This is a genomic window from Niallia sp. FSL R7-0271, assembly GCF_038005785.1.
Classification (GTDB): Bacteria; Bacillota; Bacilli; order Bacillales; family Cytobacillaceae; genus Niallia.
Window position 1 is genome coordinate 1,465,044 of the sequence record NZ_JBBOTZ010000001.1, and the last position, 17,592, is coordinate 1,482,635.

16 protein-coding genes are annotated in these 17,592 nt (G+C 40.0%); all 16 read left to right on the top strand.

The window, feature by feature from the left end; translation table 11 throughout:
* Positions 1-7: 7 nt before the first annotated feature.
* The 16 genes from infB to MKX82_RS07470 all read left to right on the top strand — a co-directional run bounded on the left by infB (position 8) and on the right by MKX82_RS07470 (position 17,470).
* On the top strand, positions 8-2,179 hold the full coding sequence (gene infB / locus MKX82_RS07395) for a translation initiation factor IF-2 (RefSeq protein WP_233314781.1): 2,172 nt from the start codon (positions 8-10) through the stop codon (positions 2,177-2,179).
* Entirely contained in the window at positions 2,176-2,457 is a 282-nt protein-coding gene (locus tag MKX82_RS07400) for a DUF503 domain-containing protein (RefSeq protein ID WP_233314360.1), read from the top strand. The genes infB and MKX82_RS07400 overlap by 4 nt, the downstream gene beginning before the upstream one ends.
* Positions 2,458-2,477: 20 nt before the next feature.
* Positions 2,478-2,840, top strand: coding sequence for a 30S ribosome-binding factor RbfA (rbfA, locus tag MKX82_RS07405; RefSeq protein ID WP_233314359.1), 363 nt, complete (start codon positions 2,478-2,480; stop codon positions 2,838-2,840).
* Between the two features lie 137 nt (positions 2,841-2,977).
* Positions 2,978-3,892, top strand: a complete 915-nt coding sequence (truB, locus tag MKX82_RS07410; RefSeq protein WP_341076080.1) for a tRNA pseudouridine(55) synthase TruB — start codon at positions 2,978-2,980, stop codon at positions 3,890-3,892.
* A 77-nt stretch (positions 3,893-3,969) separates the two neighbouring features.
* Positions 3,970-4,911: a bifunctional riboflavin kinase/FAD synthetase gene (gene ribF, locus MKX82_RS07415; protein ID WP_341076082.1), complete on the top strand. Its 942-nt coding sequence runs from the start codon at positions 3,970-3,972 to the stop codon at positions 4,909-4,911.
* Positions 4,912-5,115: 204 nt separating this feature from the next.
* Entirely contained in the window at positions 5,116-5,385 is a 270-nt protein-coding gene (gene rpsO, locus MKX82_RS07420) for a 30S ribosomal protein S15 (RefSeq protein WP_101175791.1), read from the top strand.
* Between the two features lie 256 nt (positions 5,386-5,641).
* Entirely contained in the window at positions 5,642-7,762 is a 2,121-nt protein-coding gene (pnp, locus tag MKX82_RS07425; protein WP_233314356.1) for a polyribonucleotide nucleotidyltransferase, read from the top strand.
* A gap of 194 nt (positions 7,763-7,956) precedes the next feature.
* Positions 7,957-8,922 (top strand): polysaccharide deacetylase family protein, encoded by a 966-nt coding sequence (locus MKX82_RS07430; protein ID WP_341076094.1) that lies wholly within the window; start codon positions 7,957-7,959, stop codon positions 8,920-8,922.
* A gap of 124 nt (positions 8,923-9,046) precedes the next feature.
* On the top strand, positions 9,047-10,285 hold the full coding sequence (locus tag MKX82_RS07435) for a M16 family metallopeptidase (RefSeq protein ID WP_233314354.1): 1,239 nt from the start codon (positions 9,047-9,049) through the stop codon (positions 10,283-10,285).
* 98 nt (positions 10,286-10,383) lie between these two features.
* A complete protein-coding gene (locus tag MKX82_RS07440; RefSeq protein ID WP_233314353.1) occupies positions 10,384-10,641 on the top strand; it encodes a YlmC/YmxH family sporulation protein in 258 nt (85 codons plus the stop codon).
* 196 nt (positions 10,642-10,837) lie between these two features.
* Positions 10,838-11,737 (top strand): dipicolinic acid synthetase subunit A, encoded by a 900-nt coding sequence (gene dpaA, locus MKX82_RS07445; protein ID WP_237942271.1) that lies wholly within the window; start codon positions 10,838-10,840, stop codon positions 11,735-11,737.
* On the top strand, positions 11,738-12,334 hold the full coding sequence (locus tag MKX82_RS07450; RefSeq protein ID WP_341076099.1) for a dipicolinate synthase subunit B: 597 nt from the start codon (positions 11,738-11,740) through the stop codon (positions 12,332-12,334).
* Positions 12,335-12,508: 174 nt separating this feature from the next.
* Positions 12,509-13,558: an aspartate-semialdehyde dehydrogenase gene (gene asd, locus MKX82_RS07455; protein WP_233314351.1), complete on the top strand. Its 1,050-nt coding sequence runs from the start codon at positions 12,509-12,511 to the stop codon at positions 13,556-13,558.
* 214 nt (positions 13,559-13,772) lie between these two features.
* On the top strand, positions 13,773-14,999 hold the full coding sequence (dapG, locus tag MKX82_RS07460) for an aspartate kinase (RefSeq protein WP_237941196.1): 1,227 nt from the start codon (positions 13,773-13,775) through the stop codon (positions 14,997-14,999).
* A gap of 37 nt (positions 15,000-15,036) precedes the next feature.
* The gene (gene dapA / locus MKX82_RS07465; protein WP_233314349.1) at positions 15,037-15,900 is read left to right on the top strand and encodes a 4-hydroxy-tetrahydrodipicolinate synthase; all 864 of its coding nucleotides are present in this window, start codon (positions 15,037-15,039) and stop codon (positions 15,898-15,900) included.
* Positions 15,901-16,186: 286 nt separating this feature from the next.
* A complete protein-coding gene (locus tag MKX82_RS07470) occupies positions 16,187-17,470 on the top strand; it encodes an amino acid permease (protein WP_233314779.1) in 1,284 nt (427 codons plus the stop codon).
* Positions 17,471-17,592 lie beyond the last annotated feature (122 nt).

Sequence of the window (17,592 nt, forward strand, 5' to 3'; positions counted from 1 at the left end):
TGAAATGATGAGTAAAATGCGAGTTTACGAATACGCAAAAAAATTCAACATATCAAGTAAAGATGTTATTACAAAGCTGAAAGACATGAATGTAGAAGTCTCGAATCATATGACAACACTAGAAGAGGAAGCAGTAAAAAAATTGGATAGTATTTATAATAAAAGTACAGAAGCGATACAAAATAACAATAAGAATGCTGTATCAAAAAATATAGCAGAAACTTATGAAGAAGAAAGTGATGCAATGGCTGAAAAAGGAAAAACAACTCAAACTAAAACTAATAATACAAAACCAGGTTTCAACAAACCAAAAGGCAACAACAACAACAATAATAACAACAAAAACAGAAATAACAACAACAATCGCAAGGGGAAACAAGGTCAAGCTCCAGCAGCTCCTCCAGCTCCTAAAAAAGAAAAAGAACTGCCAACAAAAATTACGTTCAGTGATTCATTAACAGTTGCAGAACTTGCAAAAAAACTGCATCGTGAACCTTCTGAAATCATCAAAAAATTATTCATGCTTGGTGTAATGGCTACGATCAACCAAGATCTTGACAAAGATTCCATTGAACTAATTGCTGGAGATTATGGTGTAGAAGTAGAAGAAGAAATTAAAATTGATACAACTGATCTTGAAGTGTATTTCGGTGATGACGAAGAAGCTGCTTTAATCGAACGTCCATCTGTTGTTACAATCATGGGTCACGTTGACCATGGTAAAACAACATTGCTTGACAGCATCCGTAACACGAAAGTGACTGCAGGTGAAGCAGGCGGTATTACACAGCATATCGGTGCATACCAAATTGAAGAGAACGGTAAAAAAATTACCTTCCTTGATACACCAGGACATGCTGCGTTTACAACAATGCGTGCACGCGGTGCTAAAATTACGGATATCACAATCCTTGTTGTTGCAGCTGACGACGGAGTAATGCCTCAAACAGTTGAAGCAATTAACCATGCGAAAGCGGCTGAAGTGCCAATTATCGTAGCTGTAAACAAAATGGATAAACCGACTGCAAACCCAGACAGAGTTATGCAGGAACTGACAGAACATGGATTAGTACCAGAAGCTTGGGGTGGAGATACTATTTTTGTACCGCTATCTGCATTAACTGGTGAAGGTATTGATACACTTCTTGAAATGATTCTTCTTGTAGGGGAAGTAGAAGAGTACAAGGCTAATCCAGATCGCAATGCTGTTGGTACAGTTATTGAGGCAGAGTTGGATAAAGGTAAAGGTTCTGTTGCGACATTATTAGTCCAGAACGGAACATTAAACATTGGTGATCCAATCGTTGTCGGAAACACATTTGGCCGTGTCCGTGCAATGGTAAATGATCTTGGCCGTCGTGTTAAAACTGCAGGTCCATCTACTCCTGTTGAAATCACGGGATTAAATGAAGTACCGCAAGCTGGTGACCGCTTCGTTGTATTTAAAGACGAAAAAACGGCACGCCAAATTGGTGAAGCACGTTCTTCTATAGCAATTCAGGCACAGAGATCTGAAAAGGCAAGAATCAGCCTTGATAACTTATTCGAACATATGAAACAAGGCGAAATGAAAGACTTGAACATCGTACTGAAAGCAGACGTTCAAGGTTCAGCTGAGGCGCTAGCAGCAGCACTTTACAAAATCGAAGTTGAAGGTGTAAATGTTAAAATCATCCATACTGGTGTCGGTGCTATTAACGAATCTGACATTACGCTAGCAGCTGCTTCTAATGCGATTGTTATCGGCTTTAACGTAAGACCAGATGTCAACGCGAAAAGAGCTGCAGATGCCGAAGCAGTAGATGTGCGCTTACACCGCATTATCTATAAAGTAATTGAAGAGATTGAAGCGGCGATGAAAGGTATGCTTGATCCTGAGTTCGAAGAGAAAGTTATCGGTCAGGCTGAAGTTCGCCAAACATTCAAAGTTTCAAAAATCGGTACGATTGCTGGTTCTTATATAACTGATGGAAAAATTACAAGAGACAGCGGTATCCGCATCATCAGAGATGGCATTGTTATCTTTGAAGGAGAAGTTGATGCGCTGAAACGTTTCAAAGATGATGCAAAAGAGGTTTCTCAAGGGTATGAATGTGGTATCACTATTAAGAACTTCAATGATATGAAAGAAGGAGACATCATTGAAGCTTATGTAATGCAAGAAATTGAGCGCAAATGATTGTAGGTCTTCTGACAGTTGAGTGCATCATTTATGATGCTCATTCGCTCAAGGAGAAGCGCGCTGTACTCCAGCGAATTATGGATCGCTTGAAACAAAAATTTAATATAGCTGTTTCGGAGGTTGACTTCCAGGATATGTGGCAGCGGACAGAGCTCGCCGTTGTAACGGTAGCATCTGTCAAGGTTGCAGCAGAAAGAGAGCTTCAGAATGCTTTGAAGCTGATCGATTCATTTCCGGAAATTGAAGCTTCGACGACAGCTATAGAATGGCTTTAATAGAACGAGGTGAGAATGTTATGAGCCTTAGACCCAACCGTGTTGGCGAACAAATGAAAAAAGAGCTTGGCGAGATCATTACGAGAAAGATTAAAGATCCTCGTATTGGCTTCGTTACAGTTACAGATGTTCAAGTAACAGGTGACCTGCAGCAGGCAACTGTATACATTTCCGTATTGGGAGATCAAGAACAACGCGAAAATACCCTAAAAGGGCTGGCAAAAGCAAAAGGATTTATACGTTCTGAAATTGGACAAAGAATTCGCTTGCGCAAAACGCCAGAGATTACTTTTGAATTTGATGAGTCTATTGATTACGGAAACAGAATCGATACATTGCTTCATCAAATAGCAAGAGAATCGGAATCAGAATCAGATAAATAAGAAAGCTGTTAAATAATTTTAGCAGCAAGTATGACTCCTATTTTCATCTGTCTTAAAAGCAAAGAGGGTATTCCTCTTTGTTTTTGAAACAATAGACAATAGGAGTCATTTTGTTTAATTAGAAAGGGTTGGAAAATATGGAGGGCATTTTGCCATTATGGAAGCCGAAGGGCATGACATCACACGACTGTGTGTTTAAGCTTCGCAAAATATTGCGCATGAAAAAAATCGGTCATACAGGGACATTGGATCCTGATGTTACAGGTGTTCTACCGATTTGCTTAGGAAGGGCGACTAAGGTTGCTGAATACATAACAGATGCAGGTAAATCGTATGAAGGGGAAGTAACCATCGGATACTCCACAACAACAGAAGACAGCTCAGGCGACAAGGTCGAGGAAAAAGTCGTAACAGGTTCCATTACAAGGGAACAAGTGGAGGAAGTACTCCGTTCATTGACAGGTGTAATTAAACAAACTCCACCGATGTTTTCAGCTGTGAAAGTCAATGGGAAAAGGCTCTACGAGTATGCAAGGCAGGGAATAGAAGTAGAGCGGCCAACACGGGAAGTGACAATCTACAAGATAGAACTGCTTGATGAGTGGGAGTCACTGTCCGGTGAGCAAGTTTCCTTCCGCTTTAAAGTGGATTGCAGCAAAGGGACATATATTCGAACATTAGCAGTTATGATTGGAGAGAAGCTCGGTTACCCTGCTCATATGTCGGATCTATCAAGAACCCGTTCGGCCACAATGACTTTGTCCGATTGTCTTACCTTTGAGCAGATTGAAGAAGCGCAAAGTAAAGGGCTTTTAGAGCAAAGCTTGAGACCGATTGAGGATGCGCTCAGTTATTTGCCGAAATATGAAATAAATGATACATTAGCTATGAGAGTCCGCAACGGTGCAGTGCTTGAAGCGCCGCCCGAGCTCCTCCTAACGGAAGGGCCAATTGCTGTGTTTACGGAAAGTGGTGAAGCTATAGCGATTTATGTGCATCATCCTTCCAAACAAGGAATGATAAAGCCTTCAAAAATTTTAAAGGTTTTGTAAATAGACTGTAGCGTTGTCGGTATAAGGACAGGCATAAGAAAAATAAATTTCAGGTGCTAGAAAAAGGTGAGTCAAGTTTGAGAGTAGTGAGAATAGATAATATAGAAAATATGCAATCTATGGAAATTCCTTCACTGGTTATGGCTTTGGGCTACTTTGACGGAGTCCATCTTGGCCATCAGAAGGTCATCGGGGAAGCTAAAAAAATTGCCGGCGAATTGGGATTGAAGACTGGAGTTATGACCTTTGATCCCCATCCGTCTCTAGTGTTGTCAAAAGAAAAGAAACAAATCGGTCTGATTACGTCACTGGAAACGAAAATTGCTGAGATGGAGAAGCTTGGTGTTGATTACTTATTTATCGTCCATTTCACAAAAGAGTTTGCCGGATTGCATCCGCAAAGCTTTGTTGATCAATATTTGGTGGATCTTAATGTTAAGCATGTTGTTTGCGGGTTTGATTATACGTATGGAATGAAAGCAGCAGGCACTTCCGAAACATTGGCTCTTCATGGCCGTGAGCGGTTTGGGACAACAATAATCAGCAAGGAGACCTTTGAAGGGGAGAAGGTTAGCTCAACCTTAATCAGATCCTATATAAATGCTGGAGATATGGAAAAGGTTCCAAAGCTCCTTGGCCGTTTCTACACAAACCACGGTAAAGTCATTCACGGCGACAAGCGGGGCAGAACGATTGGTTTCCCAACAGCGAACGTCAAGACTGGGGACGAGGAAATCATTCCTCCACAAGGCGTATATGCTGTGAAAGTGAATGTTGGCGAGAAATGGTATAATGGCGTCTGTAATGTGGGAACGAAGCCGACATTCCATCCTGGCAAGACTGTTCAATCCGTTGAAGCGCATATTTTCGAGTTTAATCAAGATATTTATGATCAGATTATTACCATTGAATGGCATATGCGGATAAGAAGCGAGAAGAAATTTAACGGCATTCAAGAGCTTGTTGAGCAAATTGAAAGAGATAAGCAGACAGCAATTGCTTACTTTGCTAATCTATAATGTTTAAAAATAACTAGGATTGGCAATGATAGTGACAGGTATCCCAATCCTAAAAAATTAATAGATGATTTTCTTGCTTTTTTTATGAAAAAAGGTTATTCTTATAAACGTACTAAAAACAACCTTTGCTTGGCAAAATCGAATCACCAACGTTTTGCTCAGTAAATGGGGATTAGTGTAATAGGATATAGGAGGTGAAACAGGATGGCAATCACTCAAGAACGTAAAAACGAACTTATCAATGAGTACAAAACGCATGAGAACGATACTGGATCTCCAGAAGTTCAAATCGCTGTCCTTACTGAGTCTATTAACAACCTGAATGATCATTTACGTACACACAAAAAAGATCATCACTCACGTCGTGGTCTTTTGAAAATGGTAGGTAGACGTCGTAATCTACTAACTTACCTACGTAATAAAGACGTTCAACGTTACCGTGTTTTAATCAACAAACTTGGTCTACGTAGATAGTATTAAAAAGCGGGATACTTGTTCCCGCTTTTTTATTGTGCAAGAAGACAACTATAACTATTGACATATATACTTGATAACTAATGAATAGATTACATAATTGTTGGTGGACACTGACTTTTGACATAAACGAATTTAACTGAAATAATATGTAATAAGTATTTTGGTAATGATAAAAAATATCCATGTAGGTTTAGGTAGCACTAAAATAACCAAAACCTCTAACAAGTGAAATGAGTAGAGAGGGGTTTTTAGAATGGGACAAGATAAACATGTCTATTCAATGGACTGGGCAGGCAGGAAGCTCTCAGTCGAAATCGGCCAATTGGCAAAACAAGCAAACGGCGCAGCATTGGTGCGTTACGGGGATACAGCAGTTCTAAGTACAGCAACTGCATCAAAAGAACCAAAGAATTTAGACTTCTTTCCTTTAACAGTTAACTATGAAGAGCGTCTGTATGCTGTTGGTAAAATCCCAGGCGGTTTTATTAAAAGAGAAGGCAGACCAAGTGAAAGAGCAATCTTGGCGAGCCGTTTAATCGATAGACCAATCCGTCCGCTATTTGCTGATGGTTTCCGTAACGAAGTACAGGTTGTCAGCCTTGTAATGAGTGTAGATCAAGATTGCACGTCGGAGATGGCGGCAATGTTCGGATCTTCCTTGGCATTATCTGTATCTGATATACCGTTCGGAGGACCGATTGCAGGCGTATATGTCGGCAGAATTGACGGCGAATTCATCATCAATCCAACAGTGGAACAAGCAGAAAAAAGCGATATTACGCTTGCTGTTGCAGGAACTAAGGATGCCATTAACATGGTTGAAGCAGGCGCTTTAGAAGTACCTGAAGAAGTGATGCTTGAAGCAATCATGTTTGGACATAACGAAATTAAAAAGCTAATTGAATTCCAAGAAAAGATCGTATCTGAAATCGGTAAAGAAAAAGTAGATGTAGTTCTTTATGAGTTGGACAAGGATATTGAAGCAGAAGTTCGCGGACTATGCGAAAAAGAAATGCTTGATGCGATCAGAGTTCAAGAAAAGCATGCTCGTGAAGCAGCTATTAGAGAAGTGAAAAATTCTGTTGTTGCGAAATATGAAACAGAAGAAGCAGATGAAGACAAGCTGAAACAAGTAAAGCAAATTCTTGATAAACTTGTTAAAAATGAAGTTCGTCGTCTCATCACAGAAGATAAAGTAAGACCTGATGGACGTGGACTTGAAGAGATTCGCCCACTGTCATCAGAAGTTGACCTTCTTCCACGTACACATGGATCAGGCTTGTTTACTCGCGGACAAACTCAAGCGCTCAGCATTTGTACTTTAGGAGCATTAGGTGATGTGCAAATCTTGGACGGCCTTGGTGTCGAAGAAGAAAAACGCTTTATGCATCATTATAACTTCCCTAACTTCAGCGTTGGTGAAACAGGCCCAATGCGCGGACCTGGACGTCGTGAAATCGGACATGGAGCACTTGGTGAAAGAGCATTGGAACCAATTATTCCGTCTGAGAAGGATTTCCCTTATACAATCCGTCTAGTATCAGAAGTGTTGGAATCTAATGGTTCTACATCCCAAGCAAGTATCTGTGCAAGCACGCTTGCAATGATGGATGCTGGTGTTCCGATTAAAGCTCCGGTTGCAGGTATTGCAATGGGTCTTATTGCATCAGGCGAACATTACAGTATCTTAACAGATATTCAAGGCATGGAAGACCATCTTGGAGATATGGACTTTAAAGTAGCAGGTACAGCAAAAGGTGTTACAGCATTGCAGATGGATATCAAGATTGAAGGACTTTCAAGACAAATTCTTGAAGAGGCTTTGCAACAGGCAAAAATCGGCCGTATGCAAATCCTTGAATCAATGCTTGCAACAATCCAAACACCTAGAGAAGAACTGTCCACATATGCACCAAAAATCTTAATGATGACAATTAATCCAGATAAAATCCGTGATGTTATTGGGCCAAGCGGTAAACAAATCAATAAAATCATTGAAGAAACTGGCGTAAAAATTGACATTGAACAAGATGGAACAGTGTTTATCTCTTCAGTGGATGATGAAATGAACAAAAAGGCGAAAGCGATTATCGAAGATATTGTCCGTGAAGTTGTTGTCGGTCAAATGTATCTTGGTAAAGTAAAACGAATTGAAAAATTCGGAGCATTTGTAGAAATCTTCAACGGTAAAGACGGACTAGTTCATATTTCTGAACTTGCAGAAGAAAGAATCGGTAAGGTCGAAGATGTTGTTGCGATCGGTGACGAAATTCTTGTTAAAGTAACAGAAATTGATAAACAGGGCAGAGTAAATCTTTCCCGCAAAGCTGTACTGAAGGAACAAAAAGAACAAGCAGAAGATGCAACAAAATAATTTTTAAAAATGAGGTTTGACTCTAATGATTTCTGTATTTAACGCAGCTATTGCTGTTAGGCAGTGAATTTTTAAGGGTCTGCCTTTTTTTATATAGATGGTAAAAAGACTGCCAAGCTTTAGATATTTACGCTTTTCATTACGTTCTACCTTGTCCTCCTTCTACATAAAGATTTAGTAGGAGGGGATTTAGAATGAAAAGAATAATTCCGATGGCTGGTCTATTGTTAGCAGCATGGTTTGTTGCCAACAATCCATTGTCCAATACATATGTAGCAACTTTAGTTGATAACAGAGAGAGTGTGACTGTGTCCAAAAGCACTAGTACTAGTCCACTGTATGAAACAATTGAAAGTAATGCAGACAAGTACAGAGTCGAAGCAGTTGATGCGAAGATTGATCCTGTGTGGAAGGCGATTCCAGGTATTAATGGGTTAGAGGTCGACGTACAGGCATCCTACAAGAAAATGAAAAAAGCCGGCGTTTTTGATAAACAAAAACTCGTATATAAACAACTAAAGCCGAAGGTGCATCTCGAAGATCTTCCGGCAGCAGCCATTTATAAAGGCAATCCTGAGAAAAAAATGATCAGCTTTATCATTAATGTTGCTTGGGGCAATGAATATCTGCCTGATATTTTAGCAACTTTAAAAAAGCATCATGTTAAGGCAAGTTTTTTTCTTGAGGGCAGATGGGTTCAAAAAAATCCAGAATTGGCAAAAATGATCGCAGAGGCTGGCCACGAGGTAGGCAATCATTCTTACACACATCCTGATATGAGCAAAATTAGTGAAGCGAAAATCAGAGAAGAAATAACAAAAACAAATGATGTAATTGAAGCAACAACAGGAAAAACAGTAACATGGCTTGCGCCTCCGAGCGGTTATTATAATGAATCAGTTGTGAAAATTGCTAAAGAGCAAAACTTAGGCACCTTAATGTGGTCAGTTGACACAATTGATTGGCAAAAGCCGAGTCCGGAAGTGTTGCTGCAGCGTGTAATGGGTAAAGTCCATAATGGAGCAATGATTTTAATGCATCCAACCGAATCTACGGCAAACAGTTTAGATGAACTCATCAGCCAAATCCAAGCTAAAAATTTGGAAATTAATACTGTCACAGAAATGCTCAGCGAGGACCGTTCTATGCCTGATAAGTAATTGTTTGCAAGTTTTAGAACAATTATTTTCATAATGAAACAACTTTTTGGCAAAAATACGAAGAATAAGATATACTAGCAGTCGCGAGCAGTTACATTGGCAAACGAGAACAGGAGGAACTTACTTGATAAAAAGATACACTTGCCAAAACGGAGTTAGAATAGTGCTGGAAAATATCCCTACCGTGCGTTCTGTAGCTATCGGTGTTTGGATTGGCACTGGGTCTAGAAAAGAAGACGAAAAAAATAATGGCGTGTCTCATTTTTTAGAGCACATGTTTTTTAAAGGAACAAAAACAAGAAATGCTAGAGAGATAGCTGAGTCATTTGATAGCATCGGCGGTCAGGTTAATGCATTCACTTCAAAAGAGTACACTTGCTATTATGCAAAAGTACTGGATACACATGCAGATTTTGCACTTGAGGTGCTTGCTGATATGTTCTTCCATTCCACTTTTGAAGAGGGAGAGCTGAAGAAAGAGAAAAATGTCGTCTACGAAGAAATAAAAATGTACGAAGACACACCTGACGATATTGTTCATGACTTATTGAGCCAGGCAGTGTATGAGAAGCATCCGCTTGGTTATCCGATTTTAGGGACAGAGGAAACATTAAGCACTTTCAATGGCGATACATTGAGAGAGTATATGTTTGAACATTACACACCTGAAAATACGGTTATCTCCATTGCAGGAAATATCACAGATGACTTTATCGCTGAAGTGGAAAAATACTTTGGAGCGTTTGAAGCAGGTAAAAGTGAAAGAGAAATTAGTAAGCCATCGTTCCATACGAACAGAATTTCTCGTAAAAAGGAAACAGAGCAGGCACATCTTTGCCTAGGATATGAAGGATTGCAAGTTGGCCATGAGGATATGTACAGCTTGATTTCTTTAAATAATATTCTTGGCGGCAGCATGAGCAGCAGATTGTTCCAGGATGTAAGGGAGCAAAAAGGCTTAGCATATTCAGTCTTTTCTTATCATTCCTCCTTCCAAGACAGCGGAATTGTGACAATCTACGGCGGAACTGGTGCAAAACAGCTGGATGAGCTGTATGAAACGATTCAGACGACTCTTGCTAACCTAAAACGAGATGGCATTACTGAAAAAGAGCTTTCAAACAGCAAGGAGCAGTTAAAAGGCAGCTTGATGCTGAGCTTAGAAAGCACAAACAGCCGAATGAGCCGCAACGGTAAAAATGAATTATTGCTTGGAAAACACCATACTTTAGATGAGATTATTGCGAAAATAGACAAGGTATCCAATGCAGATGTGAACAAGATGGCACATCAGATTTTTACTGATTCCTTTTCTGTATCGCTTATCAGTCCTGACGGCAATATGCCGAAAAGCCTTCTATAATATAGAAGGGGTTACATAAAAAATACTTTTAGCTAGTCTAATTCTCTACCTCTGTTGATATGATAATAGAAAAGCATTAATCATTAGGAGGCGGAGAAATGAGACTAAGCGAATTAAGCGGAAAAGAGCTTGTAGATGTGAAAAATGCCGTCCGGCTTGGCATGCTCGGTCAAACAGATTTAGAAATAAATGAAAAGGACGGGCAAATCAAAACTTTGTTGATTCCCTCCCTTAAATGGTTTGGCTTCCGGAAGACAGGGGATGAACTGAGAGTGCCTTGGTCCCATATAAAAAAAATCGGCACTGATATGATTATTATCGATATTCCGAATAAGGATGACACGACTAATTTGTAAAAGTCCGGCCCATTATCCCAAGTTAACATAACAGGGATAAATGGCGCCGGGCTTTTTTTGTTTTTGGAAAATACTGCATGCGATGATTTTAGAGGAAAATCTATAAAGTAACTCACCTAAAACAAGATCGTGACATAAGATGTTGGAGTAGTAATTGATTAGTGTTAGGATCTTTAAAAAAGAAGGTGAAATATACATGCTGACAGGGATGAAAATCGCCATTATCGGCGGCGATGCAAGGCAGCTCGAAATTGTCCGCAAGCTGACAGAGCAGCATGCACAGCTTTCTTTAGTTGGCTTTGAACAGCTGGATCATGCTTTTGCTGGAGCCACAAAAGAAAAGATCGATAATGTGGATTTTTCAATGATTGATGCGATCATTCTGCCTGTTAAAGGAACCGATCTAAACGGACAGGTGGATACAATCTTTTCAAATGAAAAGGTTTTTTTAACAGAAGAATTGCTAGAGAAAACACCGTCCCATTGTACTATTTATTCGGGAATCACCAATGACTATTTAAATGGCATTATCTCAAGTACAAATCGTTCGCTCGTACAGCTGTTTAACAGAGATGATGTGGCAATACTGAACAGCATTCCAACGGTAGAAGGCACGATTATGATGGCTATTCAGCATACGGATACAACCATTCATGGTTCGAATATCCTAATACTTGGTTTAGGCCGTGTTGGAATGAGTGTAGCAAGGACGTTTCATGCATTAGGAGGCAAGGTGAAGGTTGCAGCAAGTGAGAGCGAGCACCTGGCCAGAATCTTAGAAATGGGCTTGACGCCCGTCCCGTTATCAGAATTAGAAAAAGCGGTTTGTGATATAGATATGTGCATTAACACCATTCCCCACCTTGTTGTTACATCCTCTGTCATTGAAAAAATGCCACTGCATACATTAATCATTGATCTTGCCTCAAAACCAGGTGGTACAGATTTCCAATATGCAGAAAAAAGAGGGGTTAAGGCGCTGCTTGCACCTAGCTTGCCTGGAATTGTTGCGCCTAAGACTGCTGGGAATATACTAGCAGAGGTTCTATCACAGCTGCTGCAAGAAGAATGGCAAAGTCGAAAGGAGCAATCATAAATGAGCTTACAAGGAAAAAGAATCGGATTTGGAATTTCTGCTTCCCACTGCACATATGCAGAAGTTATGCCGCAAGTAGAAAGGCTTGTAAGTCTTGGAGCTGATGTCGTTCCTGTTGTTACAGGCAATGTTCAGCATACAGACACAAGATTTGGCAAAGGATTGGAATGGATCGGTAAACTGGAGGAAGTAACAGGGAATGAAATTATTGACAGTATTGTCAAAGCGGAGCCTCTAGGACCTAAAATTCCCCTTGATTGCATGGTAATAGCTCCGCTTACTGGGAATAGCATGAGTAAATTCGCTAATGCTATGACAGACAATGCAGTACTTATGGCAGCAAAAGCTACGCTAAGAAACCAAAAGCCAGTCGTTTTAGGTATATCGACGAATGATGCTTTAGGCTTAAATGGAGTTAACCTAATGCGCTTGATGGCAACAAAACATATTTATTTCATTCCTTTCGGCCAGGACGATCCAGACAAAAAGCCAAATTCCATGGTTGCAAGAATGAGCATGCTGGCTGAGACAATTAACGCTGCAATAGAAGGAAAACAAATACAGCCTGTTATCGTCGAAAAATATTTAGATAAATGAAAATAATAGAATAATTTATACTGTTTTTTAACTTTTTGTCATATTTCAAGTAAAAAGGTTCTGTTCATATAGCACGAATATGTTAAAATAGAGAATATTCATTTGGCGGCGAGCTTGTCGCCGTCATTAATTGTATAATATACAGAGAAAACACCTGAAAGAAGGGGAGCCTTTATGGAGCAAAAAAAAGGATTTAATGTAGCAGTGGTTGGAGCAACTGGAGCAGTAGGACAACAAATGATTAAAACATTGGAAACAAGAGATTTTCCCATTTCAAAATTAACTCTTTTGTCTTCTAAGCGTTCTGCAGGGACAAAGGTTACTTATAAAGGCAAGGAAATCACAGTGGAGGAAGCGACACCTGAAAGCTTCCAAGGAATTGACATTGCCTTGTTCTCAGCAGGCGGAGGCGTATCAAAGGATCTTGCACCACATGCTGTAGAGCATGGTGCGATTGTAGTCGATAATACAAGTGCATTCCGCATGGATGAAAACGTACCGTTGGTCGTTCCAGAAGTGAATGAAGAAGATTTGCATAAGCATAACGGCATTATCGCAAATCCAAACTGTTCTACTATTCAAATGGTTGTAGCTCTTCAGCCGTTAAAAGAAAAATACGGTTTGAAGAAAGTGCTTGTCTCCACATACCAAGCTGTTTCAGGATCAGGTGCAGCAGCGGTGGATGAGCTTAACAGCCAGACGAAAGCAATCATCAATGAAGAGAGCTTTGAACCGAAAATTCTTCCAGTAAAAAGCGATAAGAAGCATTATCAAATAGCCTTCAACGCTATTCCGCAAATTGACGTATTTACGGACAACGGATTTACGTATGAAGAAATGAAAATGATCAACGAAACGAAAAAAATTATGCATGACGAGGATCTTAAAGTAGCGGCTACTTGTGTGAGAATCCCTGTTGCTACAGGCCATTCTGAATCCGTTTATTTTGAACTGGATGCAACAGACGTAACAGCATCCGATATCCAAAGCTTGCTGAAAGACGCTCCAGGTGTAATTTTGCAGGACGACATCCAAAATCAAGTATATCCAATGCCGGCTGATTGTGTCGGATCGAATGATGTATTTGTAGGTCGTATCCGCAAAGACCTTGATACAGAAAACGGGTTTCATATGTGGGTTGTTTCCGATAACCTGCTAAAAGGTGCTGCGTGGAATTCTGTTCAAATCGCTGAAAGTCTTGTAAAACTGGGACTAGTGAAATAAACAAGAATACACTTTTTAACACAGCACATCTCTTTATTATATTCTAAGCAGCGTTGCCCTTATCATAAATTTGCGGCAAACTGTTTCATATAATAGCAATAAGGGGACATGTTTGAGGAACTGCAGCTTTCTAGCAAATGAAGATGCGGATTCTTCATAGTGATCCCCTTTTTATTAAGAAACACTTTTTAAAAGTGTCCAGAGGTGTATAGCAATGACAAACATAGTAGTACAGAAATTCGGAGGAACATCTGTAAGAGATGAAAACAGCCGAAATCAAGCAAAAGAGCATATTCAAGACGCTTTAGCAAGCGGTAAAAAGGTAGTAGTTGTTGTATCTGCAATGGGAAGAAAAGGAGAGCCGTATGCAACAGATACTCTTCTGTCTCTAATTGGAGGTTCTGACAGTCATTTAAGCAAAAGAGAAAATGACTTGCTGCTATCATGTGGAGAAATCATTTCCAGCGTTGTGTTCACACAGCTTTTACTGGAAAATGACATAAAAGCAGCTGCACTTACAGGCGCACAAGCAGGCTTCATCACAAACGATGATTTTACGAACGCAAGAATATTGGAAATGGATTGCACTCGCGTATTAAAGGAGCTTGAAACACATGATGTCGTTGTAGTAGCCGGATTCCAAGGTGCTGCTACAAACGGAGATACGACTACTTTAGGCAGAGGAGGCAGTGATACTTCTGCAGCAGCATTAGGCGCAGCTTTAAACGCTGAAGTAATCGATATTTTCACAGATGTGGAAGGCATCATGACTGCAGATCCGCGCATTGCAGAAAATGCAAGACCTCTTTCTGTTGTCACATATACAGAGGTGTGCAATATGGCGTATCAAGGTGCTAAGGTAATTCACCCTAGAGCTGTGGAAATTGCAATGCAGGCGAAAGTTCCAATCCGCATTCGTTCCACACATTCAAAGGGAACTGGTACGCTTGTGACATCTAGCAGTGATGACAATAAAGGCAGTGATATCCAGGAAAGACCAGTAACGGGGATTGCTCATGTAGCAAACGTTACTCAAATTAAAGTTCTCGCCAAAAAAGACCAATATGATCTGCAATCACAAGTCTTTAAAGCGATGGCCAATGAAGAAATCAGTGTTGACTTTATTAATATTTCATTGAACAGTGTTGTTTACACTGTAACCGATGAAATGGCTAAAAAGGCGACAGCTGTTCTTCAGGAAATGGGCTATGACCCGATTGTAGAGAGTGAATGTGCAAAGGTATCTGTAGTTGGTGCCGGCATGGCAGGTGTACCTGGTGTCACTTCAAAAATAGTCACTGCACTTTCAGGTGAGGGAATTCGTATTTTGCAATCAGCGGATAGCCATACAACCATTTGGGTCCTCGTTAAACAGGAAGATTTAGTACGTGCTGTAAATGTATTGCATGATTCGTTTGATTTAGATAAGGAACAGCATTAATCACAACAAGATTGAAAATGAGAATAGGAGTGGAACGATGGGTTTATTTGGTAGAGTGTCAACGGCCATGATTACACCATTTGATGCAAAGGGACATATTGATTTTCCAAAAACAACACAGATTGTTAACCATTTGATAGCAAATGGAACAGATTCCTTAGTTGTTGCAGGAACGACAGGCGAATCTCCAACATTATCAAAACAGGAAAAGATAGCATTATTCAAACATGTGGTAAAGGTAGTGGAAAAGAGAGTTCCAATCATCGCAGGGACTGGTAGTAATAACACTTATGACTCCATCGAGATGACAAAAGAAGCAGAACGGGCTGGGGTGGATGCCGTAATGGTTGTAGGCCCATACTATAACAAGCCAAACCAAGAAGGCATGTATCAGCATGTGAAGGCAGTCGCAGATAGCACAACCCTTCCAGTCATGATTTATAATATTCCAGGTCGTTCTGCTGTAAATATCGAACCCGAAACAATTATTCGATTATCAGCTGTTGAAAATATTGTTGCAGTTAAGGAAGCAAGTGGAAACTTAAACAACATCACAAAAATTATCGCAGGCACCCCGGATGATTTTTATGTGTACAGCGGAGATGACAGCTTAACATTGCCATTGCTTTCCGTTGGCGGAACAGGAGTTATCTCTGTTGCCTCACATGTAATCGGTCCAGAAATGCAGGAAATGGTTGGTGCTTTCCTTGAAGGAAACTACAAAAAAGCAGCGCAAATGCATCAAAAATTGCTGCCTGTCATGACTGCACTATTTGCTGCACCGAACCCAGTGCCAGTTAAAACAGCCCTGCAATTAAAGGGAATTGATGTTGGATCTGTCAGATTGCCTCTAGTGCCGCTGACAGAAGAAGAGAGAACAAAACTAGCAAGCTTTTTCTAATGCAGTTATTAGTGGATAGATCAGTTAAGTAAACGAAGCAAAATAGGAATTACATAGCTAGTCTATCCATATAGACGTAAAACAATTTTAGTCAAGGCTTATAGACATGTGGAAAAAACAAATCCAGATTTCCCGTTAAGCCCTGCTGTGCTTGCAGTAGAACTTCGGGAGATTTGGATTTTTTGTTTCATTTTGTTATTATTGGTTATTCATTGTTTAGGAGGATTTGAAATTGGAGACAAAGAATACGCTGCAGAAAAAATTGCAGCCGAGACATATCAGCCTTATGGCGATGGGAGGGGCAATTGGGACAGGCATCTTTAAAGGAAGCGGAGAAACAGTAGGTGTCGCTGGTCCAGGAGTAGTTGTTACTTATATCTTTGCCGGTTTATTATTATTAGTCGTGATGGGAGCCATTGCTGAAATGGCGATTGCATACCCAAACACAAATATGAAGGGCTTCATTTTAAAGGCTTTTGGAAGCAGAATGTCTTTTATTGTTGGCTGGCTTTACTGTGTTCTGTGGCTTGCCGTTTGTATTATTGAAGTGGTTGTAGCAGGAAGCTTTTTGCAATATTGGTTTCCAAACATTCCATTATGGGTATTAAGCATTCTTTGTACCATATTTATTTTGAGCATCAATTTGATGAACGTAAAGCATTATGGAGAGTTTGAGTTTTGGTTTGCTGGCATTAAAATCGCAATGATTATCGTCTTTATTATATTAGGTGCCGGTATCTTATTTGGCATCATTCCTTCAGATGGAGCAGATTATTTCCGCAATTATACAGAGCATGGAGGCTTTTTCCCGAATGGGTGGTCATCCATTTTTGCAGCACTATTAGTAGTTATGTTTTCATATGGTGGCTCTGAGCTTATCGGTGTTACCGTAACAGAGGCGCAAGATGCAGAAAAGATTCTGCCGAAAGTTATTAAAAGTTTTATTTTCCGCATTGTGCTTTTCTATACATTGCCAATTCTTGTTATATGCGGATTGATTCCTTGGAATGAATTGACAGAATCTTCAAGCCCGTTTGTACAGGTGCTTTCCATGTCAGGTCTTCAAGGAGCTGCACATGTGATGAACTTTATTTTAATTATCGCGGTGTTATCCGCAGCAAACTCGGGCATTTACGGCTGTACTAGAATGCTTCACTCTCTTGCAGAGGAAGGAGAGGCGCCTAAGGCTTTCAGTAAATTATCAAAAAGCGGTGTGCCGACATACAGTTTAATACTGACAGGGATAGTATTGATTCTCGGATCAATGATTGCATTAGTCGCACAAGATGAAGTCTTTACGATTCTAATGGCATTCCCAGGCTTTGTCGTATCAATCGTTTGGGTAAGTATTTGCCTTGCTCAAATCAAACTGCGCAAAAGCTATCCGACAATGCCGAGTTTTCGTCTATGGGGATATCCATATATCACAGGACTTGCAGCTGCAGCACTAACATTAATCAGCATCAGCTTTGTATTAAATAAAGACAACCGAATAAGCATTATGGCATGTTTGCTTGTACTAGTTTACTTAATCATACATGCGGCATTTAAATTTAAGAAAACAAAATAAAAAACATGCTTTTGCATAAGGATTTTTCTTGCAAAAGCGTTTTTTACTCTAAGGTAACGCCGTATTTCTCCCTCCATCTTGCAGGCGTTTTCTTTGAAATTGGTTGTAAACATTTAAATAGA